The organism is Pradoshia sp. Z5_111 (genome assembly GCF_058267535.1).
This window is the reverse complement of the sequence record NZ_JBZCPQ010000005.1, coordinates 142,710-162,026: the sequence shown is the minus strand read 5'-3', so window position 1 is coordinate 162,026 and position 19,317 is coordinate 142,710. Positions and strand designations below refer to the sequence as shown.

The 19,317-nt window shown below is 37.4% G+C and carries 17 protein-coding genes; 11 read left to right on the top strand and 6 right to left on the bottom strand.

Features of this window, described 5'->3' with window-relative positions:
* Positions 1 to 87 precede the first annotated feature (87 nt).
* The gene (zwf, locus tag AC4D4A_RS12210; protein ID WP_490996159.1) at positions 88 to 1,572 is read left to right on the top strand and encodes a glucose-6-phosphate dehydrogenase; all 1,485 of its coding nucleotides are present in this window, start codon (positions 88 to 90) and stop codon (positions 1,570 to 1,572) included.
* Between the two features lie 32 nt (positions 1,573 to 1,604).
* On the top strand, positions 1,605 to 2,222 hold the full coding sequence (locus AC4D4A_RS12205; RefSeq protein WP_490996158.1) for a cyclase family protein: 618 nt from the start codon (positions 1,605 to 1,607) through the stop codon (positions 2,220 to 2,222).
* 53 nt (positions 2,223 to 2,275) lie between these two features.
* On the opposite strand, the gene AC4D4A_RS12200 is transcribed toward AC4D4A_RS12205, so the two are convergent.
* The gene (locus AC4D4A_RS12200) at positions 2,276 to 2,671 is read right to left on the bottom strand and encodes a thiol-disulfide oxidoreductase DCC family protein (protein WP_490996157.1); all 396 of its coding nucleotides are present in this window, start codon (positions 2,669 to 2,671) and stop codon (positions 2,276 to 2,278) included.
* 276 nt (positions 2,672 to 2,947) lie between these two features.
* Here AC4D4A_RS12200 and AC4D4A_RS12195 point away from each other — a divergent pair, with 276 nt between their 5' ends.
* The 6 genes from AC4D4A_RS12195 to AC4D4A_RS12170 all read left to right on the top strand — a co-directional run bounded on the left by AC4D4A_RS12195 (position 2,948) and on the right by AC4D4A_RS12170 (position 10,470).
* The gene (locus tag AC4D4A_RS12195) at positions 2,948 to 3,700 is read left to right on the top strand and encodes a DeoR/GlpR family DNA-binding transcription regulator (protein WP_490996156.1); all 753 of its coding nucleotides are present in this window, start codon (positions 2,948 to 2,950) and stop codon (positions 3,698 to 3,700) included.
* Complete coding sequence (gene pfkB, locus AC4D4A_RS12190) at positions 3,697 to 4,608, top strand: 1-phosphofructokinase (protein ID WP_490996155.1); 912 nt, start codon at positions 3,697 to 3,699, stop codon at positions 4,606 to 4,608. The genes AC4D4A_RS12195 and pfkB overlap by 4 nt, the downstream gene beginning before the upstream one ends.
* 12 nt (positions 4,609 to 4,620) lie before the next feature.
* Positions 4,621 to 6,540, top strand: coding sequence for a PTS fructose transporter subunit IIABC (locus AC4D4A_RS12185; protein ID WP_490996154.1), 1,920 nt, complete (start codon positions 4,621 to 4,623; stop codon positions 6,538 to 6,540).
* 489 nt (positions 6,541 to 7,029) lie between these two features.
* A complete protein-coding gene (locus tag AC4D4A_RS12180) occupies positions 7,030 to 8,475 on the top strand; it encodes a C40 family peptidase (RefSeq protein ID WP_490996153.1) in 1,446 nt (481 codons plus the stop codon).
* A 126-nt stretch (positions 8,476 to 8,601) separates the two neighbouring features.
* Complete coding sequence (locus AC4D4A_RS12175; protein WP_490996152.1) at positions 8,602 to 9,624, top strand: DUF2804 domain-containing protein; 1,023 nt, start codon at positions 8,602 to 8,604, stop codon at positions 9,622 to 9,624.
* 216 nt (positions 9,625 to 9,840) lie between these two features.
* Positions 9,841 to 10,470, top strand: coding sequence for a nitroreductase family protein (locus AC4D4A_RS12170; protein WP_490996151.1), 630 nt, complete (start codon positions 9,841 to 9,843; stop codon positions 10,468 to 10,470).
* 50 nt (positions 10,471 to 10,520) lie between these two features.
* Here the strand turns inward: AC4D4A_RS12170 and AC4D4A_RS12165 are convergent, their stop codons facing one another.
* Both AC4D4A_RS12165 and AC4D4A_RS12160 read right to left on the bottom strand, forming a co-directional pair.
* On the bottom strand, positions 10,521 to 11,330 hold the full coding sequence (locus tag AC4D4A_RS12165) for a class I SAM-dependent methyltransferase (protein WP_490996150.1): 810 nt from the start codon (positions 11,328 to 11,330) through the stop codon (positions 10,521 to 10,523).
* A gap of 378 nt (positions 11,331 to 11,708) precedes the next feature.
* Positions 11,709 to 14,405, bottom strand: a complete 2,697-nt coding sequence (locus AC4D4A_RS12160) for an ATP-binding protein (protein WP_490996149.1) — start codon at positions 14,403 to 14,405, stop codon at positions 11,709 to 11,711.
* 266 nt (positions 14,406 to 14,671) lie between these two features.
* On the opposite strand from AC4D4A_RS12160, the gene AC4D4A_RS12155 reads away from it, so the two are divergent.
* On the top strand, positions 14,672 to 14,827 hold the full coding sequence (locus AC4D4A_RS12155) for a hypothetical protein (protein ID WP_490996148.1): 156 nt from the start codon (positions 14,672 to 14,674) through the stop codon (positions 14,825 to 14,827).
* A gap of 3 nt (positions 14,828 to 14,830) precedes the next feature.
* On the top strand, positions 14,831 to 15,097 hold the full coding sequence (locus AC4D4A_RS12150) for an ester cyclase (protein WP_490996147.1): 267 nt from the start codon (positions 14,831 to 14,833) through the stop codon (positions 15,095 to 15,097).
* A 140-nt stretch (positions 15,098 to 15,237) separates the two neighbouring features.
* Here AC4D4A_RS12150 and AC4D4A_RS12145 read toward each other — a convergent pair whose 3' ends face one another.
* The 3 genes from AC4D4A_RS12145 to AC4D4A_RS12135 all read right to left on the bottom strand — a co-directional run bounded on the left by AC4D4A_RS12145 (position 15,238) and on the right by AC4D4A_RS12135 (position 18,096).
* Positions 15,238 to 15,675: a GNAT family N-acetyltransferase gene (locus AC4D4A_RS12145; protein ID WP_490996146.1), complete on the bottom strand. Its 438-nt coding sequence runs from the start codon at positions 15,673 to 15,675 to the stop codon at positions 15,238 to 15,240.
* Positions 15,676 to 15,693: 18 nt separating this feature from the next.
* On the bottom strand, positions 15,694 to 16,173 hold the full coding sequence (locus AC4D4A_RS12140; protein ID WP_490996145.1) for a GNAT family N-acetyltransferase: 480 nt from the start codon (positions 16,171 to 16,173) through the stop codon (positions 15,694 to 15,696).
* A gap of 129 nt (positions 16,174 to 16,302) precedes the next feature.
* Positions 16,303 to 18,096 (bottom strand): M3 family oligoendopeptidase, encoded by a 1,794-nt coding sequence (locus AC4D4A_RS12135; protein ID WP_490996144.1) that lies wholly within the window; start codon positions 18,094 to 18,096, stop codon positions 16,303 to 16,305.
* A 226-nt stretch (positions 18,097 to 18,322) separates the two neighbouring features.
* On the opposite strand from AC4D4A_RS12135, the gene AC4D4A_RS12130 reads away from it, so the two are divergent.
* Positions 18,323 to 19,096, top strand: coding sequence for an STAS domain-containing protein (locus tag AC4D4A_RS12130; RefSeq protein ID WP_490996143.1), 774 nt, complete (start codon positions 18,323 to 18,325; stop codon positions 19,094 to 19,096).
* Positions 19,097 to 19,317 lie beyond the last annotated feature (221 nt).

Here is a 19,317-nt window from a genome sequence, read left to right as displayed (position 1 = left end):
TAGATGGAGAAAATTCAATCCATTGATAAACAGTTGGATTAGAGATAAAATAAACTATCGTAATTACCATATAAGGAGAGGTTCTGAATGCCCACTATTGACAAACAATCAGGATTAATATTGATATTTGGGGCTACTGGAGATTTAGCGCAACGGAAACTTTTCCCTTCATTATTCCGTCTATACACGAAAGGCAGACTATCTTCAAACTTCGCCTGTATAGGAATTGGCAGACGCGAATGGACAACAGATCGTCTTAAACAACATATCCAGGAAGCGATTGCCGATGAGCATGGCACTGATTCAGAGAAGCTTGAATTTGCCGGCCATTTCTACTATCAATCACTGGATGTAAGCCAAGCAAATGTATCATATGAAGAACTACGCATCCTGGCAGACCAATTGGATGAAAAATATGAGTTAAATGGAAATCGACTATTTTATCTTGCGATGGCACCTGAGTATTTTGGACCGATTGCCACAAGATTAAAAGAAGATGGATTGACTAATACAGCAGGATATAAACGCTTAGTGATCGAAAAGCCTTTCGGCCATGATTTTAAATCAGCCGAGGAGCTTAATAATCAGTTGCGTTGTTCATTCTCTGAAAATGAAATTTACCGTATCGATCATTATTTAGGGAAAGAAATGGTTCAAAATATTGAAGTGATTCGCTTTGCAAATGCATTTTTTGAACCCCTTTGGAATAATCACTACATAGCCAATGTCCAGATTACCTCTACAGAAACACTTGGAGTTGAAGATAGAGGCAGATATTATGAGAACAGCGGTGCCCTTCGGGATATGGTTCAAAACCATATTATGCAAATCGTTTCATTGCTTGCGATGGAGGCTCCGATTAAATTAACGACTGACGAAATTCGCAGTGAAAAAGTAAAAGTGCTTCGCTCCCTCCGTTCTATAAAGGAAGATGAAGTGGATCAATACTTTGTGCGCGGTCAATATGGTGAAGGTCAAGTCGGTGACAAACTTTTACCAGCATACCGTTCCGAAAATATGGTTGACCCAGAGTCCAATACAGAAACTTACGTAGCTGGTAAATTATTATTTGAAAATTTCAGATGGGCCGGTGTACCGTTCTATATCCGTACCGGTAAGCGGCTTGCGGCGAAGTCTACACAGATTGTCGTACAATTTAAAGACGTGCCGATGAATCTGTTTTATAGAACTGAAGAGCAGCTTAACCCTAATTTACTAGTTATTAATATCCAGCCTGAAGAGGGAATCACGCTTCACCTTAATGCTAAAAAAGGCGGAAAAACACCAGTTAAATTAAGCTTCAGGACTTCCAAATACGACCGATTCAATACCCCTGAAGCCTATGAACGCCTGCTTTTCGATGCGATGCGCGGAGATGCAACAAACTTTTCCCATTGGGATGAAGTTGCCTTGTCCTGGAAGTTCACAGATGTAATTTCTCGTGCATGGGAAAGTCAACCTGCTGGATGTTTCCCTAATTATCCATCCGGTTCAATGGGACCAGAGAGCGCAGATGAACTGCTCTCAAAAGATGGCTTCCATTGGTGGGCAATTGAAGAAGAAGACGAGTAAATTAAAAATAAAGTTGTGGAGGAGAAACCAATATGAAAATTTATGATGTTTCTATGCCAATTTATACTGGAATGCCCGTTTATAAAAATATTGAGGACAAACAGCCAGTTTTCAACACTGTAACAAACGGACATGTTACCGAATCCCGCATTACTCTTGATGCCCATGTCGGAACTCATACAGATGCCCCGCTTCATATGATGAATGATGGTGCTACTATTGAAACAATTGAACTTGAACGTCTCGTTGGTAAGTGTAAAGTATTTGATTTAACTCATGTAACAGGGTTAGTTGAAAAAGAAGATCTTGAGTCTTTACCTATTGAAAAAGGTGACTTCATTCTTTTAAAAACAAAAAACTCTTTCGATGAAGAATTTAACTTTGAATTTATCGCGCTGGGAGAGTCTGGTGCGAAGCATGTGTCTGAGATTGGCATTAATGGGGTTGGTATCGATGGGCTTGGCGTTGAACGCGCTCAACCTGGACACCCTACTCACCGAACCCTGTTTGCAAACGATGTAATTGTTATTGAAGGCTTGCGTTTGAAAGATGTCCCTGCCGGTGAATACTTTATGGTCGCAGCACCGCTTAAATTGGTAGGCATTGATGCTGCTCCATCTCGTGTATTATTATTGGATGGTATGCTTTAATAAATGATTAAATCCACTTTCGCGTGCGAAAGTGGATTTTTTGATGTAGGCCCTCATAAAAACCTTTTACGAATTTCCGGTGAAGGCAGCATACACTGATCTTTCTTACCGAACCATTTAATTCTGTTTCTCGCAATTAAATCATACACTCTATCTCTAATAGTTCTTGGAACCAGCTTAAAGACATACAACATACTCCATAAACCCGATAAATGTTTACATATCCTTAAGGCAGCCGAAGACTTCATATAGTATTTGTGATTATCTGGTTCAAGTAAAATTATACTGTCTATTTCATCAGGAACTTGATAATCGTTTAATAACTGTCGTCCTGCTTCACTCTGCAGGGAGGCAAATGCAAAAATTCCTTTCGGATCTCTTTTAATGATAAATTGAACACTCTTATCGCAGAAATTGCATTCCCCATCAAACAATACTATCATCTTCATCCTCCCCCCTTCTCAAATGTCCTTTAGTTTATATTTATAATGAAGTTGCCCTCTTTATTGTGATATAGACAATTTTGTTACCTCGAAATATATATTCTTCTATTTGATTATACTAAATCCATCCTATTATTAATTGGATACACCTCAAATTTAAAAAAGAGTTGTCATTTTGATAGTTTTCGATAACTTTATGATACATTATGATTGATTATGAATGAATTTGATTGATTTTTATTTATAAACAAATTATATTTAAACGGTAGGGAGGTGATTGGATTGCTGACTTCAGAAAGACAGCAATATATCATCGAGAAAATCAACCAAAATGGCTTTATCAAAATACAGGAGCTAGTAAAAGAATTACATACATCAGAATCGACAATTCGCAGAGATTTAAGCCAGTTGGAAGACATGTCTGTTTTAAAAAGGGTTCATGGCGGAGCTGAACTTGTAAAAAAACGCAGTATTGAACCAACAATCCTGGAAAAATCATCTTTCAGAACAACCGAAAAAGAAGCGATCGCCAAAGAAGCTGCGAATATGATTGATGATGGAGATTGTATTTATCTTGATGCCGGTACAACAACCCTTGCGATGATTCCATTCATTCAACATAAACCCATTACCGTTGTCACAAATGGAATCATGCAGGCAGCCGCACTTCAGGAAAGCGATATTATTACGTATTTAATTGGTGGCCGCATTAAGAAATCTACAAATGCAATAATTGGTAGTCAGGCTGTCAATAATATAAGCAACTATCGGTTTGATAAAGTTTTTCTCGGTATAAACGGCATTCATCCAGATTGGGGCTTCAGTACACCCGACCCTGAGGAAGCCATATTAAAAAGATCAGCCATCGATTTATCGAAAGAAGCTTTTATAATAGCCGATTATAGCAAATTTGATGAAACATCCTTTGCAAGAGTGGCTGAATTGAATCAAGCAATCATTATTACCAGTGGGATGGATTCAGCCAAATTGGCTAAATATAAGATGAATACAAAAATAAAGGTAGTGAAATCATGATCTATACCGTAACACTAAATCCATCGGTAGACTTCATCGTAGAGGTCGATCAATTTCAACTTGGCGGCTTAAATCGAATGCGCAAAGAAGCTAAATATCCAGGAGGAAAAGGAATAAATGTTTCACGTATCCTCTCTCGAATTGGTTCAAAAACAACCGCACTTGGTTTTAGCGGTGGATTTCCGGGTGGATTCATTCTCGATGCTTTGAGAAAAGAGAACGTACCTGAAGCTTTTATCCATGTTGATGAAGATTCCCGAATCAATATAAAGCTAAAAACTGGGCAAGAAACTGAAATTAATGGATTAGGGCCCTACATAAGCGCCGAAAAAATGGACGAACTCCGTCAAATGCTTTCAAACATGACTAAGGAGGATATTCTCGTTTTGTCAGGCAGCATCCCTCCTTCCATTTCGCCAGATTTGTATCAGCAGTTAACAAGAGAATATGCAGCACAAGGCATTCAGGTAGTCGTAGATGCAAGCGGAAAAACCTTACTCGATGTTGTAAAAGAACACCCTTTTCTTGTGAAACCAAATCATCATGAACTTGGGGAACTATTTGATACGAAAATAGAAACAACCAAGGAGGCCATTCAGTACGGTAGTATTCTTGTTGAGCAAGGTGCTAAAAACGTGATTGTTTCTATGGCAGGCGAAGGAGCTTTACTTATTAATCGAGATGGAGTTTATACAGCTACGATTCCAAAAGGAGATGTGAAAAACTCTACTGGTGCAGGCGATTCTTTAGTAGCTGGATTTATTGGGAAGTGGGACCAAACGAAAGATTTACAAAAAGCATTTCAATATGGAGTTGCCTCTGGAAGTGCAACTGCATTCAACTACGACCTTGCCGAAAAAGAACATATCGAAGCTCTTCTCCCGCAAGTTGAAATTCAAAAACTATAAGGAAGTGAAACCATGAGAATCACAGACCTGTTAAAGAAAGATACGATGATCCTGAATCTTTCATCCAGTAACAAAAAAGACGTTATTGATGAACTTGTCAGCAAACTAGATCAAGCAGGCAAACTGAAAGATCGTAAAGGATACCATGAAGCAATCATGAAACGTGAAGAGCAAAGTACAACCGGAATCGGTGAAGGGATTGCGATTCCCCATGCTAAATCGGCAGCTGTTAAGGAAGCGGCCTTATGTTTCGGGCGTTCCATTGACGGAATTGATTATGAATCATTGGACGGACAGCCCGCTCGCCTGTTCTTTATGATAGCTGCGCCGGACGGAGCAAATGATACTCATCTTGATACCTTATCAAAGCTTTCCTCTATGTTAATGTATGATGATTTCCGTCAGGCTATTTTGAAAGCTTCTTCAGAGGATGAAATCCTCTCTATTATTAATGCCAAACAGAATGAGCTTGAAAATGAAGATTCAAAGGATCAGCCTGCACCGGATACTGCAGAGGCCAATGAAGAAGGTTATGTGTTAGCCGTCACTGCCTGTCCAACTGGAATAGCGCACACCTATATGGCAGCTGATGCCTTAAAAGCAAAAGCGAAAGAAATGAATGTAAATATTAAAGTAGAAACAAATGGTTCCACCGGAATCAAAAATCCTCTTACCTCTGAGGACATTCAAAAGGCAAGTGCGATTATTGTTGCTGCAGACAAAAACGTTGAAATGAATCGTTTCAATGGCAAACATGTGATTCAAGTTCCTGTAGCACAAGGAATCCGCAAGCCAGAAGAACTAATTAACCGTGCCCTAAAACAGGATGCCCCAATTTATGAAGCCAAAGGCGGATCCACTAATCAGGATAGCGGGAATCAGGAGAAAAAAGGGATAGGCGCTCAAATATACAAACACCTCATGAACGGTGTAAGTAATATGCTTCCATTTGTTGTCGGAGGCGGTCTCTTAATTGCCCTTTCCTTCTTATTCGGCGGAATTAAACCGACCGATACAACGTTACCTGGCTACAATGAATTTGCGGCAGCACTTAACACCATTGGCGGAGGAGACAAGGGTGCGTTCTTCTTATTAGTACCCGTACTTGCCGGTTTCATTGCGAGCTCGATTGCAGATCGCCCAGGTTTCATGCCCGGTATGGTCGGCGGATTATTGGCTGCAACGGCCGGCGCAGGCTTCCTTGGTGGATTAATCGCTGGTTTCCTTGCAGGGTATGTGACTCTTGGCGTGAAAAAAGCTTTCAATTGGCTGCCAGCTTCTTTGGAAGGTATCAAACCAGTACTGCTATATCCTTTATTTGGCCTATTAATCACCGGCCTAATTATGATATTCATCATTAATGACCCGGTTGTGGCCATGAATAAAGGGCTGACTAATTGGCTTGAAAACTTAAGCGGTACAAACGCAGTATTCCTTGGTTTAATCGTTGGCGGTATGATGGCTGTTGATATGGGAGGTCCTATTAATAAGGCTGCTTTCACATTTGGTATAGCAGCAATTGCTGCCGGCAATGGTGTCCCTCATGCAGCTGTTATGGCTGGGGGGATGGTACCACCGCTTGGTATCGCACTATCCACTACATTCTTTAAAAATAAATACACTGACTCGGAACGTAAGTCTGGTCTTACAAACTATGTTATGGGTGCTTCCTTCATCACGGAAGGAGCAATCCCCTTTGCAGCAGCAGATCCAATTCGAGTCATCGTCAGTTCTGTAATAGGCGCTGCCACGGCTGGAGCCTTATCTGCAGCATTTGGCTGTTCGACTCCTGCCCCACACGGTGGTATCTTCGTTGTTGGATTAATAGATAATCCTTTTATGTACCTTCTAGCCATCCTGATCGGTTCACTTGTAACAGCAGTACTTTTAGGCTTCTGGAAAAAGAATGCAACTATTAAGGATGTAGCATAAGCAAAAAAGAATGACCTGGATTCTCTTAAGGTCATTCTTTTTTATATAATTGCCTTACCTGTCCAAACTACTATCTAATTTTTTTGATGACGGCTGAGCTTAAGTCTTCGTTTTCAGCAATCGTTTTTTTATCGGTCGATTATGTGAAACAAGAATTCGTGTAGTAACTATCATTATTTCTAACCGGCTTATAGCTGTATAAACAGTCTAATGGTTCACCATCATAAAATTAACATCGAATATACACTCATTTAAATTTGTACGACTGCAATCAGATTATTCACTTTCCCCCTCTCAGGTATTAAATCCCTCCTATTGTTAATTATTCTAAAATAATAAAAAATAGTAAGTTTTATTTCTAAATTTTATTTATCTCATATTCTTACAACATCGAAAATTAGTACTTATAACTTTAATCTAAAATTTTACTATGCTAATATAATAACGATATTGTATTTTATCAAATAGCTAGTAAAGGAGTTGATTAAAATGAAGCATATAAAAGTTGTGACTCTCACTGCAGCTGCAATCATGTCGACTGCTTTTGCTCAAGAAGCCTCTGCAGCATCGACATATACAGTTAAAAAGGGAGATACACTTTCTTTTATTGCCTCAAAATTCAAAACAACGGTTTCGAATTTAAAGAAGTTGAATGATTTGACGGGTGACATTATTTATCCAAACCAAGTCATCACAGTATCTAGCAGTACATCATCATCCGGTATTACCGAACGTTCTACCAGTTCTAAAACTTACACCATTAAATCTGGAGATACATTATCAGCAATAGCTGCTAAGCACTCTACGACTGTAAGTAAACTAAAGAGCTGGAATGATTTAAAGAATGATCTCATTTACCCTGGTCAAATTATCAAAGTGGCCGAAGGTGCTTCCAGTTCCTCCTCAAACACCGGTAATTCGTCTTCCGGCAGCACCTCAGTGACTTCCAATCAGACGTATACGGTGAAATCAGGAGACACATTAAGTAAAATTGCCCGTGAATATTCAGCCACGGTCAGTCAGCTTATGAACTGGAACAACCTATCGAGTACGGTTATTTATCCGAATCAAACATTAAAGGTATCAAAGTCTTCAACTACTTCTGGATCTAGCAGTTCGAGTTCTTCTAGTTCGTCCAACAGTAGTTCATCTGCTACTACTTATACGGTGAAATCTGGCGATTCTTTAAGCAAAATTGCCAACAAGTATTCGATTACAGTCAGTCAACTTAAGAGCTGGAATAACCTGTCCAGTACGATTATATATCCAAATCAAGTGTTAAAGGTGTCTAAGCCTTCTACTACTACTGGGTCAAACAGCTCTTCAAGCTCTTCCGGCAGTACTGCTACTTCGACGACCTATACAGTTAAGTCGGGAGATACACTAAGTAAAATTGCAAAAAAATATTCTATGACTGTTTCACAAATTAAGTCGATGAATGGTTTAAAGTCCGACATAATTTATGTGGGGCAAAAGCTGAAAATTTCAAAGGCAGCAAGTGATTTGCCTTCTGTTTCCGAACCTTCAAGCGGGTCTTCTTCCGCTCAGGAAACGATAGGAAACCCAGCTTTTACATCTAAACTGATATCCATCAGCAAAAGCTTTATCGGCACAAAATATGTGTGGGGAGGAACAACACCATCTGGGTTCGATTGCAGTGGTTTTCTTTATTATGTCTTTAATAAAGCAGGACACTCTATGCCAAGATACACTGCTGAAGGCTTCTTTAATCGTTCCTATTATGTAAGTTCTCCTCAGCCTGGGGATCTCATTTTCTTTTCCGGTACATATAAGAAAGGAATCTCCCATTTAGGCATCTATCTAGGAAATAATGAATTTATTCATGCTGATAACAGCGGAGTACGTATTACTAGTACAAACAACAGCTATTATAAAAAACATTTTGATAGTTATAAGCGATTATACGCTAATTAAGATTCAGCGAGCGGGTTCTATTACCCGCTCGCTGTTTTTTCACCAATAGACTCGCCTTCCCTCTAATGGTAAATTAATAATATATCTGCACTACAAATAGTGATTCTAATAGAAAGGTTGTTAAGTATGAGTCACATATATAATGAAAGAGAAATAATAGAACCTGTCCATTTATGCGATGAGAAAGGTAATTTAAAACCTGATAGCGTAGGCTGGTCGAGAAAGCCTCTTATCAGCGGAAATGTCACCAGACACTTTCTTCGTAAAAAGAAATGGAATTATTGGTGTATTACAAATAAAGATGTTCTTTTTTCAGCTACAATCAGTCATTTAGATTTCGCAATGGTTTGCTTTGTTTATTATCTGGATTTAAACACCAATACATTTTTTGAGAAAACTGCCTTATTTCCTTTTAAAAGTAATAAAGCGCTCCCTGATGATGTATTGGCAAGCACTAAACTTACATCCAAACAAATGGACATCGATATAGTATGGGAAAACAATCGTTTTCTGCTAAACGTGGAGATTCCTAATTTTAACGAAAAGCCGTTACTGGCAAATTTTGAAATCACTTATCCTGAAACCGATTCGTTGAGTGTTGTCATTCCCTGGAGTGATCAAACATTTCAATTAACAACGAAAATGCACTGTCTTCCTACTAAAGGGACGCTGACTATTGGGTCTAAAACCTATCAATTTAATCCTGCTGAAAGCTATGCCAGCTTAGATTACGGACGGGGTGTCTGGCCAAGAAATTGTACCTGGAATTGGGGTATGGCTTCAGGCAACCAAGGAAATGATGTAATTGGTCTGAATTTCGGCGGACAATGGACTGATGGGACAGGCTTTAATGAAAATGCCGTATTAGTTAATGGACGGCTGACAAAAATCAGTGAGGATATGAAGTTTCACTATAATAAACATGATTTCATGCAGCCATGGAGGATTGACTCTCTGGCGACAGATTGTGTGAGGCTCACTTTTACACCTCTATATGAACGCATCGCCAAGACAGATGCTATTATAGTTAAATCAGAAGTACATCAAATGGTAGGCCACTATAACGGAGAAATACGCTTACCGGACAACACGATCCTGACAATCCAGCAAATGCTTGGCTGTATTGAAGAACACATAGCATTATGGTAGATTGATATTCACTTATTCAAATACAACTATACGAATGTGTATATATTAAAAGTTGGTTTCATGTTTCATATTTTTTTCAATCAAGAACGTTAGCTTACCTAACTAGCAATTGAGTTGACAAATATAAGTGACACCATTACAATTTACTTGTTACTTACTAAAAATAAGCATAACATATAATAATAACTTTATTTATAGAACTGTGGGGGATTTACTTTGTCAAATCTACATAAAGACTTATCAACGATCATTAAGGAACGTCATTCAATCAGACAGTATGATGCTTCTTTTAAAATTTCCGAAGAAGAATTAAAAAGCATCCTTGAAGAAGCTACTTTAGCTCCATCTTCTAGCAATATGCAAGCTTGGAGCTTTATCGTAGTTAAAGATGAGGATAGAAAGAAAGATCTTGCCTTATATGGTAACAATGCAAAGGTGGCTGAAAATGCATCTGCTGTTATTGCTGTCCTTGGGGATACTGAAATGTATAAAAAAGCAGATCAAATCTACGATATGATGTTTGAAGCAGGCTATGTTGACGAAGAAAATAGACAAAGGCTCGTTAATGATGTTAAACGGGTCTATCCGGGTGCACCTTTAGAAACAAGAGCTAATATGGCAAGCTTTGATGCCGGTCTAGTTTCCATGCAATTAATGCTGATAGCGAAAAATCGCGGGCTGGATACCATTACTATGGGCGGCTTCGATAAAACTGCTTTTGCTAAAAATTTCAATGTGGATGAAAGATATATTCCATTAGTATTAATCGCAATTGGTAAAGCAGAGGGTGATCATTACTTTAAAACCGTACGCTTACCTGTAGAAGATATTACTACATTTATCTAATTAAGATGATATAAGGATAGAGCTGTCACACTAGTTGGCAGCTCTATTCTTCATTTTTTCATACCAATATAAAGTAAATGTGAAGAAGTACCGAGCAGGGATGGTTCCGTTGAATACTCAATCAACAGGTCTACTATTTTTCCCATTTCGCCTTCACCCTTCTCTCTCCAATAATTCCACTGATGATTCGTAACCATAGAACCTATATTAGATCCTATTAGCGCTACTTTTTCAAATCCACTTGATTTCATAAATGGATCTATATCTTCTACACGATAATAGTATGCACCCGTAAATCTCCCACTTTCTGCGTGATTAAAACAGCCGGTCTCGGTAAACTTTCGAATGGCTTCCACCGTGTTGTTTGGTCGCCAATTTTCAGGAGACATGAGTGAATTTAACATATGCTTTACTCTTGGCATAAATGCTACGAAAACAAGGCCTTTTTTCTTGGTTACGCGGTATAATTCTTTTACTGCCATCAATCGATCATCCTCCTGCTGCAAATGGTATAGTGGCCCAAGCATTAATGAAGCATCGAATTGTTCATCTTCTATTGCAGACAGGTTTCTTGCATCCATGTTATAAAACCCATCAAATCGGTCAAACAGTCCCAATTCCCGCGCTTTATCTTCAGCAATATCAACCAAGCTCGGTGTCAGATCCGTCAGGGTAACGCGATAACCCTCTTCAGCCAATTTAAGCGAATATTTCCCTGGGCCTGCTCCATTGTCCAAAACAATACCTGGTGGAGTTAAATATTTTTTAATATAATGCCAATTCACCTGAAACTCAATTGGTTCCCTGTCTAATCTGCCCCACTCATCAAATCCCTTATAGTATTCAACAATCTCTTTCATACCGATCCCCCTTTAAATCTGTAAAACGTTTTGAATACCTATGTTCAAGAAAGAGAGCTTAAAACCCTCCTAATTGTAAAAATATTATTCGTGAAGCAGAAAAACAACCATTCCCTCTATGCTTGTGATTTGTGATAAAGAACTAAAATAGATTAGAAAATTAAATTCCGGCAAAAAGGAATAAATGCCATAGAAGCACACATTAACAATCAATGACTTGACTCCAAGTCTACTGAATGAACCTACTACTAGTAGAGAATAAACCTATATTACAGAAGATTTCTTTTCTGTTCTTCCATAAAAAAAGCCGCTCAAATTGACTCCAATTGAGCGGCAAAAACATTAACTTTTTGAACTGAATCCTTATCTAAATTCCTTTTAATTCATCCATACTCTCATCACTGATATTAATTGCTCCAGGTTAATTGGTTTACTGATATAGTCTGACGCACCTGCCGCCAGACATTTTTCACGATCACCCTTCATTCCTTTTGCTGTTAAGGCAATAATCGGCAGTGATGCAAACTCTGAATTCTGACGGATACGTTTCATCGTCTCATATCCGTTTAGTTCAGGCATCATAATGTCCATCAGGATCATATCAATCTGGCAATCCTTTTTTAGAATCTCCAAGCATTCGATTCCACTATGAGCGACTAAGACTTCCATTTTCTTTTTTTCAAGAACTGCTTTTAGTGAATATATATTACGCTGATCATCATCTGTAATAAGAACTCTTTTTCCATGGAGTATGTCCAATTGTATATCATCATTTATTTCTTTAGCCGCAGCTACTTCAACAATCATTTGATTATATTGATTTTCTTGATTTACATTCTGATTCTGTAGATACGGTATATAAAGAGTAAACGTACTACCTTTACCTACTTCACTTTCAACAAATATATGACCGTTAAGCAAATCGGATAATTTTTTGCAGATTGATAAACCTAAGCCTGTTCCACCGTATTTTTGTACAGTAGATCCGTCTCCCTGTTGAAAGGCCTCAAAAATGGTTTGTTGCTTATCTTGATGGATTCCTATACCTGTATCCATTACAACAATTTTTATCCACTCATCAGATTGGGACATATCATGGTTAGCTTTTTTATCACATGTATGGTTTATTTTTTCCAACTTCACAGACACTTTTCCTCGTTCTGTGAACTTAATAGCATTGGATAGTAAGTTTTTTACGATCTGCTGAATTTTTTGTACATCTGTATAAAAATAGGAAGGTAGATTCTCATCTATTTCAATTGTGAATCCAAGTTGTTTTCTTTCGGCTTGTGGCGAAAATATATTGAAGGTTTCAACTAACTCACTGATGTTCATTTTGCTATATGTGATTTCAGACTTTCCAGCTTCTATTTTTGAAAGGTCAAGTATATCGTTAATTAAAGATGTTAAACTATTTGCAGCCGAATAAATATATTCAATATACTCTTTTTCCTCTGCTGAAAAACAATCACTATCTACGTCTATTAGCATCTCTGCAAGAATTAAAATACTATTTAAAGGAGTACGAAGTTCATGGCTTATATTCGCAAGAAATTCAGATTTATAATTTGAGCTTTGCATTAATTGTTCATTCTTAATTCTTAATTCTTCCTGGGACTTTTCGAGTTCCTTCGTTTTCTGTATAGCTTCTTGCTCACGTTCTTCCAGAAGTTCATTTATTGTCATTAATTCTTCTGACTGTGAATGAAGCTCTTCCGTCTGAACCTGCAATTCCTCAGTCATTGCTTTTGATTCATTTAGCAAGCATTCAATTTCCATTCTATTTAGAACACTGTGTATGGCCAAACCGAGAGATTCATTCACCTGCTGAATGGCTTGGTATTGTATATCTGAAAAGCCAGTTATACTTGCAAATTCAAGAACCCCAATCGTGTTGTTTTCATAAATGATTGGGACAATTAAGAAAGCTTTTGGTTTTGCCTCACATAAGCCCGTTGAAAGTAGTTGGTAATCTTCCGGGATATCTTCTAACATAACTATTTTTTGATCAATAGCAGCCTGCCCAATAATCCCCTCACCAACTTTAAATTGATCTTTTCCACCGTCACCATAGGATGCTGCACGATAAAAACATGTTTCATCAGCTTGACCCCTCAAATAGAGCGCCCCAATCGAAGCACCTACTAATGGTGCAAGCTTCCCTTGAAGACGTTTTGCAAATTCATTTATATCAAAGACACTTTGTGTTAAGCTTGTTATTTCATTAATTTTTGATAGTACCCAGTTCTGTATCTTGATATCTTTCAAATACGCTTTCTCATTTTTATTGTAGATTTCTAAAGACACGGACATATTATTAAAAGCTTCAGCAATCAGACCTATTTCATCATCCGTTTTTACTTCAAGCCTGTGGAGGGTCGATGGATCATTTAAATCAATTTCTTTCAATACAGTTGTTATTTGTTTTAAGTCCTTTGTTGTTGAACGAATAACCCAGTATCCAATTAACCCAATTAACCCGCAGGAAGTTATTGTTAACAAGAAAACAACCTGACACAAATGATTGTACTTTTCACTTGCCCGTTTAAATGCGCCCTCCATCATCTCCTCTTGATAGCTAATAAACTCTTCTATTGACTCTGTTAGCTTAGAACTTGATTCCTCTATTTTCTTCCAATTTTTACTAACGTACTCATTGTCTTGTATTAGTTCCATTATGATTATTCGTTCGTTTTCTTTGTATATACGATATAGGGATGCGCAATCCATTAATATTTCCCTAGCTTCCTCATTTAGTGTCATACCATGGATTTTTGCAAAATGTTCTTCAATCTTGACATGATTTTCAGCAAGTTTATCTTGTATAGTAGCTGATGTTACTCCTGATAGATCATTCGCAATACTCCCAACCAACATTTTTGATGAACTGACGTTCTTTTCTATCTCATAAGTATAATTCACTTTTTTATATCGATTTTCTACAATTTCTAATAAGTCCTCACGGGAGCTATTTAAATTCTGGATGGTCATTACCGAAAAGAGTACGATTACCACCATAATCAGGATTATAGAAATTTGGAATCTCCTTCCAAATCCTAATTTACTGCTAATCATCATCCTCATCCTCTACGCTTAGTATTCAACCTAACTATTTTAATATCCTAAGTTTTCTATTTATACCGGTATTATTAGCCAGTTCATACAAAATACTGTATGACTGATTGAACAACAATCAACAAGCTATATATAAGAAAATAGTAATCAAAAAAAGTGAGCAACTTCTCTGTATTCCAATATTACAGCTTTTATTTTGAAAAGAAATACAGTTTTTTTGGCGACGTTTCGAATTTGGATAATGAGATAAAATGGAGGTGTTTACTTTGCGAAGCGTTGATAAAAAAGAAATCGTTAAAGTATGGTTTCGGGATGTATTTACGGACGGGAATACAGATATTTTAAAAGATATTGCATCAGCGGATATGGTTACTCATTCTCAGGGAAATGACGAGGGCTATGTCGGTTATCGAGCACTTTAAAAATTGGCTATCCTGGTATTGCACCTCTTTTTTGAGCGCGAATGGACCGTTCATGACACGATTGAAGAAGGGGGTAAAATCGTTGCATGCTATAGCGGATATAGCATTTATAAAAGCGGATTACTCGATATTCCTTCTGAAAATCAACAGGTTAAAGAAACGGGTATCATCATATTTCGAATCGAGAATGGTAAAATTGCCGAACAATGGTGTGAAATGAGTGATTTACAGCTTATTCAGCAGTTAGGAGTTAAATTTGCTACAAACTAAATTATGTAGAGCTATTCTTTTAAGAATTTCCACTGAATGGCTCTTTTAATCCATTTTTTTCGATTTGTTCCATATAAAAACAGCGGATTTTAACCGTATCCACTGTAATATAGTAATATTTTGGTAGTAGAATTTAATAATTAATTAGATGAATTAACACTTCTGATTCTTTTTTGTAAAAAATATTGATGATGTCCTTCTGGATGATTTTCAATCACTCCAAATACGGAAAATCCGTTTTTCTTATAGAAGCCTGGCGCTTGAAAGCTGAATGTATCCAACATCAGAAGTGTACATCCTTTTTCTATTGCATAGTTTTCAACTCTTGCCAGAAGCTCTTTCCCTACTCCTTTTTGTCGCAATTGATCGTCAATCCACAGGAAATCAATCTGCATTCTTCCCCAGCTGTAATGAGCTGCGATTCCGCCCTGTATATGATTGTGGTCGTCCTTTACCACATAGGTGACTTTCCCATAAGCTGTATTATTATGCTCCGGCAGTTTTTGGCGATTAAAATCAATTAAATGTTCCCGGATAAACACTTGATCTCCTTCGGTGCCGAGCTCTATTTTAATCACTCAAACAACCTCTCCTTCTTAATCAACGAGTCCTTTATACATTAGTATATCGTCCACATACTGGCCATTCAGAAAAAATTCTCCCTTTAATACCCCTTGCTCAATATAGCCATTCCTCTTATAGAAAGAAATAGCTGGTGTATTTGTGGACAATACTCTTAAAGAAATTTTTCGAATCCCACGCTTCTTCCCCTCTTCATCTAAAAACTGCAGTAATTTACTGCCTATACTCTTTCCCTGAAAGTCAGGATGGACACCAATCGCCATTTCCCATACATGACAATTGCTCTCCAGTGGAGTAGGATATTTAACAGACATATAGCCCGCAACTCTCCCGTCCTCAATTGCGACAAACATGCTTCCCGGCGGAAAATGCTGAGCATAATCGGCTACTGATTCCCAAACAATCGGCATCGGTGTATTTGTATAATTCCAAATCAAATTTTCAAGTTCTATTAATTGTTCGTAGTCCTCAATTCGTGATGAACGTATGACCATTTAATCTAATCCCCTTTTCAACCATCTATCCTATATTTTACTCTTTAAACGCTTAAATGATCTATCAAAGTCAAAAAGCATTGCCACCCTCTAAGGAATGACAATGCCATGAAAAGGATGTTATCCTCTCTATTTCGTTAATTCTAGGAATTCATTTACATCAGCAATTGCAAGATCCACACCAGCCTGCCAGAAATCTGGTTTCGTTAGGTCTACACCTAAATGTTTCATCGCAAGCTCCTCTGTTGTCATAGCAGCTGTATCCTGCAATAATGCAATATATTTCTTTTCAAATGACTTACCTTCTTTTAAAGATAAGTGATAAATCCCTAAGCTAAACAAATATCCAAACGTGTACGGGAAATTATAAAATGGCACTTCTGCAATATAGAAATGCAATTTACTTGCCCAGAAGGTTGGATGATATTCACTCAGAGAATTTTGATATGCCTCTTTTTGTGCAGATGCCATCATTTCGTTTAAGCGCTCAACGGAAACCAATCCATTTTTGCGTTCTGTATAATAATTTTTTTCAAAAATAAAACGGGCATGAATGTTCATGAACATAGCAATCGCATTTAGTATTTTGTTATCGAGCAATGTGATTTTTTCTGCATCAGATACAGCAGCACGGACACTGGCATCAGAGCAAATTTGTTCAGCAAATGTAGACGCTGTTTCAGCGACATTCATCGCGTAATCTGTATTAAAGAATGGCTTATCATTTAATACATGGCTGTGGAAAGCATGGCCCAGTTCATGAGCAAGCGTTGCCACACCGCTTGGTGAGCCTGAATAGGTCATAAAGATACGTGATTCATTTGTTTCAGGAAAGCTTGTACAGAATCCTCCAGGACGCTTGCCAGGACGGTCCTCTGCTTCAATCCACGCCTTTTCAAATGCTTCCTGGGCAAATTTAGGCAATTCATCACCGAATTTCGCAAAATTATCGATGATAAACTTTGCTCCCTCATCAAATGTGTAATGCATCGGTTCCGTTGTTACGATCGGTGCATCAACATCTACCCAGCTCAATTTCTCTTTACCTAAAAGCTTTGCCTTACGGTTAAGAAACTCTACAAAAGGCTGCTTATTTTTTGCAATGACATCCCACATTACATCCAATGTTTCTTTCTTCATTCGGTTATACTGCAAGGGCTCTTTCATAAAATCTTCAACACCATGCATTTTATAATTAGCCAAACGGAAGCCGCCTAAATGATTTATCGTGTCAGCAAACAATGGTGCTTTTTCTCCCCAGGCTTTTTCCCATTTCTTAAAAATTTCCGCTCGGACTTCTGGATTAGGATCATCGTGCATCTTATTAAAAGCTTGGCCAGCTGATAAATTAACCGTTTCTCCATCTTCATTTGTATAAGGAATTTCAATCATTTTTACAAGTGAATCGTAATGGGTACTCCACCCGACATATCCATCTACGCGCAATGCGTTAATGAGTGCTTCTTCGGCTTCCGATAATTGTTCCTTACCATGTTCCCTTTGCTCATTAATATAGAAAGCTATTTCACTGATTTCTGGGTGTTCGATGATTTCTTGCCAGACAGCATCATTTATTTGGACAAGTTTAATTGTAAATCCGGTAAAAATTGTTTCGAATTCACTTATTAATGTGTATACTTCTCCATTTAATTGATCTGCCTTTGTATCATGGACATTTTGGGCAGTAGCACATTCAAGAAATGCCGATACCTGATAGATTGCTTTTTGCAGTACCTCTGTTTGTTTTAATATAGAAACAATCTCTTTGGTACCGCTAACGTCTGAAGGAGCCTGCCAAGCTTTTACTGCCCCTTTGTATGTATTTAACAGCTCTTTGATTTCAGCTAATTTTGATAGTAATTCAGGTGACTCAGAGCCATTTGGAAATATGTTATCCAAATTCCATGTTAGAGAGTAATTCATTCAAAAACCTCCTGTCTTTTCACAATTTTCAGTATACAACTTTTATTACCAGTTGGATATATATTTTCCTCAATAATAGTACTGTCTCCCATATGCTATCTACTCATCCTCTTGAACCTCTTGATTGGTTACCCTTTTTAATATATAAAGTAAAACTTTTTATCTATCCAATATTTTTCCGTATAATGAGAGTTAATACAGCACGAAGAAAATAAGGAGACAGGTTATGGGATATTTTCAATCAGAGGAGACTTATCAATTATTAAATGCAGTAGGAGAAAATATTTTTATTTGTGATGATCAATTAACCATCATATTTATCAATCGTTACGCTGACAAATTAATTCAATGTCTAAGTCCTTTTACCGGTTTTTCAAGTAAGGAAGAATATATCGGGAGAAACATAGCAGAATTTGATCCAGGGGGGAACTGCAAGAGGACAATACTTGAAAACGAATCCTTCCCCAATACCATCAGAATTATATTTTTCGATAAATACACAGCTAAGATTGCAATAAGTCCCTTTACATTCAACAATGGTTCAACAGGTTATATGCTCACTTGGAAGGATGTAACCGATTATGAAGAAGAAATACATAAAGGGCATTCGATGATGGAAGAAATGTATGCTCCTATCATCAAAACAATTCTGGATGATGTACTTTTAATGCCCATTACTGGATTTTTGTCTGAAGATCGTCTTCATAAGATCAAAGAGAAGGCTTTATATGAAAGCTCTGATAAACAGGCTTCCTATATGGTGATTGATTTTACTAGCGTAACTTCACTGGATGACGAATATATTGTGGCAGAGCTGGAGGTCATCTCTCAATCCCTTGCTTTATTGGGTACAGAAGCTATATATACAGGCCTGTCCACTACTCTTGTCCGCCAAATCGTAAACCAGGGAACAAAAATAAAGAATGAAACATTTGCTACGTTTAATCAGGCTATGAATCATATCTGCAAAATAAAAGGCTACAAGTTGGTAAAATATTAATCTTGATCTTCCTCTTCAGCTTGATTTATTAAAATCAAGCTGTTCTTTTTGTCAACTGATTTGCAAACGAATGACAATTCGTTTGCGCAGCTTTTGTGACAATATTGTTTCATAAATTTGAATTAATTATAGTAATTTTAGTTTAGTTATAGATATTTGCAAATTATAGGACTATTATATCTAATATAAACAAGGTCATTGTAAATTTAACTAATTATTAA

What these genes read in the sequence shown, in the direction of transcription:
- zwf (WP_490996159.1), top strand. Translation starts at nt 88, where the DNA reads ATGCCCACTATTGACAAACAATCAGGATTAATATTGATATTTGGGGCT.
- AC4D4A_RS12205 (WP_490996158.1), top strand. Translation starts at nt 1,605, where the DNA reads ATGAAAATTTATGATGTTTCTATGCCAATTTATACTGGAATGCCCGTT.
- AC4D4A_RS12200 (WP_490996157.1), bottom strand. Translation starts at nt 2,671, where the DNA reads ATGAAGATGATAGTATTGTTTGATGGGGAATGCAATTTCTGCGATAAG.
- pfkB (WP_490996155.1), top strand. Translation starts at nt 3,697, where the DNA reads ATGATCTATACCGTAACACTAAATCCATCGGTAGACTTCATCGTAGAG.
- AC4D4A_RS12185 (WP_490996154.1), top strand. Translation starts at nt 4,621, where the DNA reads ATGAGAATCACAGACCTGTTAAAGAAAGATACGATGATCCTGAATCTT.
- AC4D4A_RS12180 (WP_490996153.1), top strand. Translation starts at nt 7,030, where the DNA reads ATGAAGCATATAAAAGTTGTGACTCTCACTGCAGCTGCAATCATGTCG.
- AC4D4A_RS12175 (WP_490996152.1), top strand. Translation starts at nt 8,602, where the DNA reads ATGAGTCACATATATAATGAAAGAGAAATAATAGAACCTGTCCATTTA.
- AC4D4A_RS12165 (WP_490996150.1), bottom strand. Translation starts at nt 11,330, where the DNA reads ATGAAAGAGATTGTTGAATACTATAAGGGATTTGATGAGTGGGGCAGA.
- AC4D4A_RS12160 (WP_490996149.1), bottom strand. Translation starts at nt 14,405, where the DNA reads ATGATTAGCAGTAAATTAGGATTTGGAAGGAGATTCCAAATTTCTATA.
- AC4D4A_RS12140 (WP_490996145.1), bottom strand. Translation starts at nt 16,173, where the DNA reads ATGGTCATACGTTCATCACGAATTGAGGACTACGAACAATTAATAGAA.
- AC4D4A_RS12135 (WP_490996144.1), bottom strand. Translation starts at nt 18,096, where the DNA reads ATGAATTACTCTCTAACATGGAATTTGGATAACATATTTCCAAATGGC.
- AC4D4A_RS12130 (WP_490996143.1), top strand. Translation starts at nt 18,323, where the DNA reads ATGGGATATTTTCAATCAGAGGAGACTTATCAATTATTAAATGCAGTA.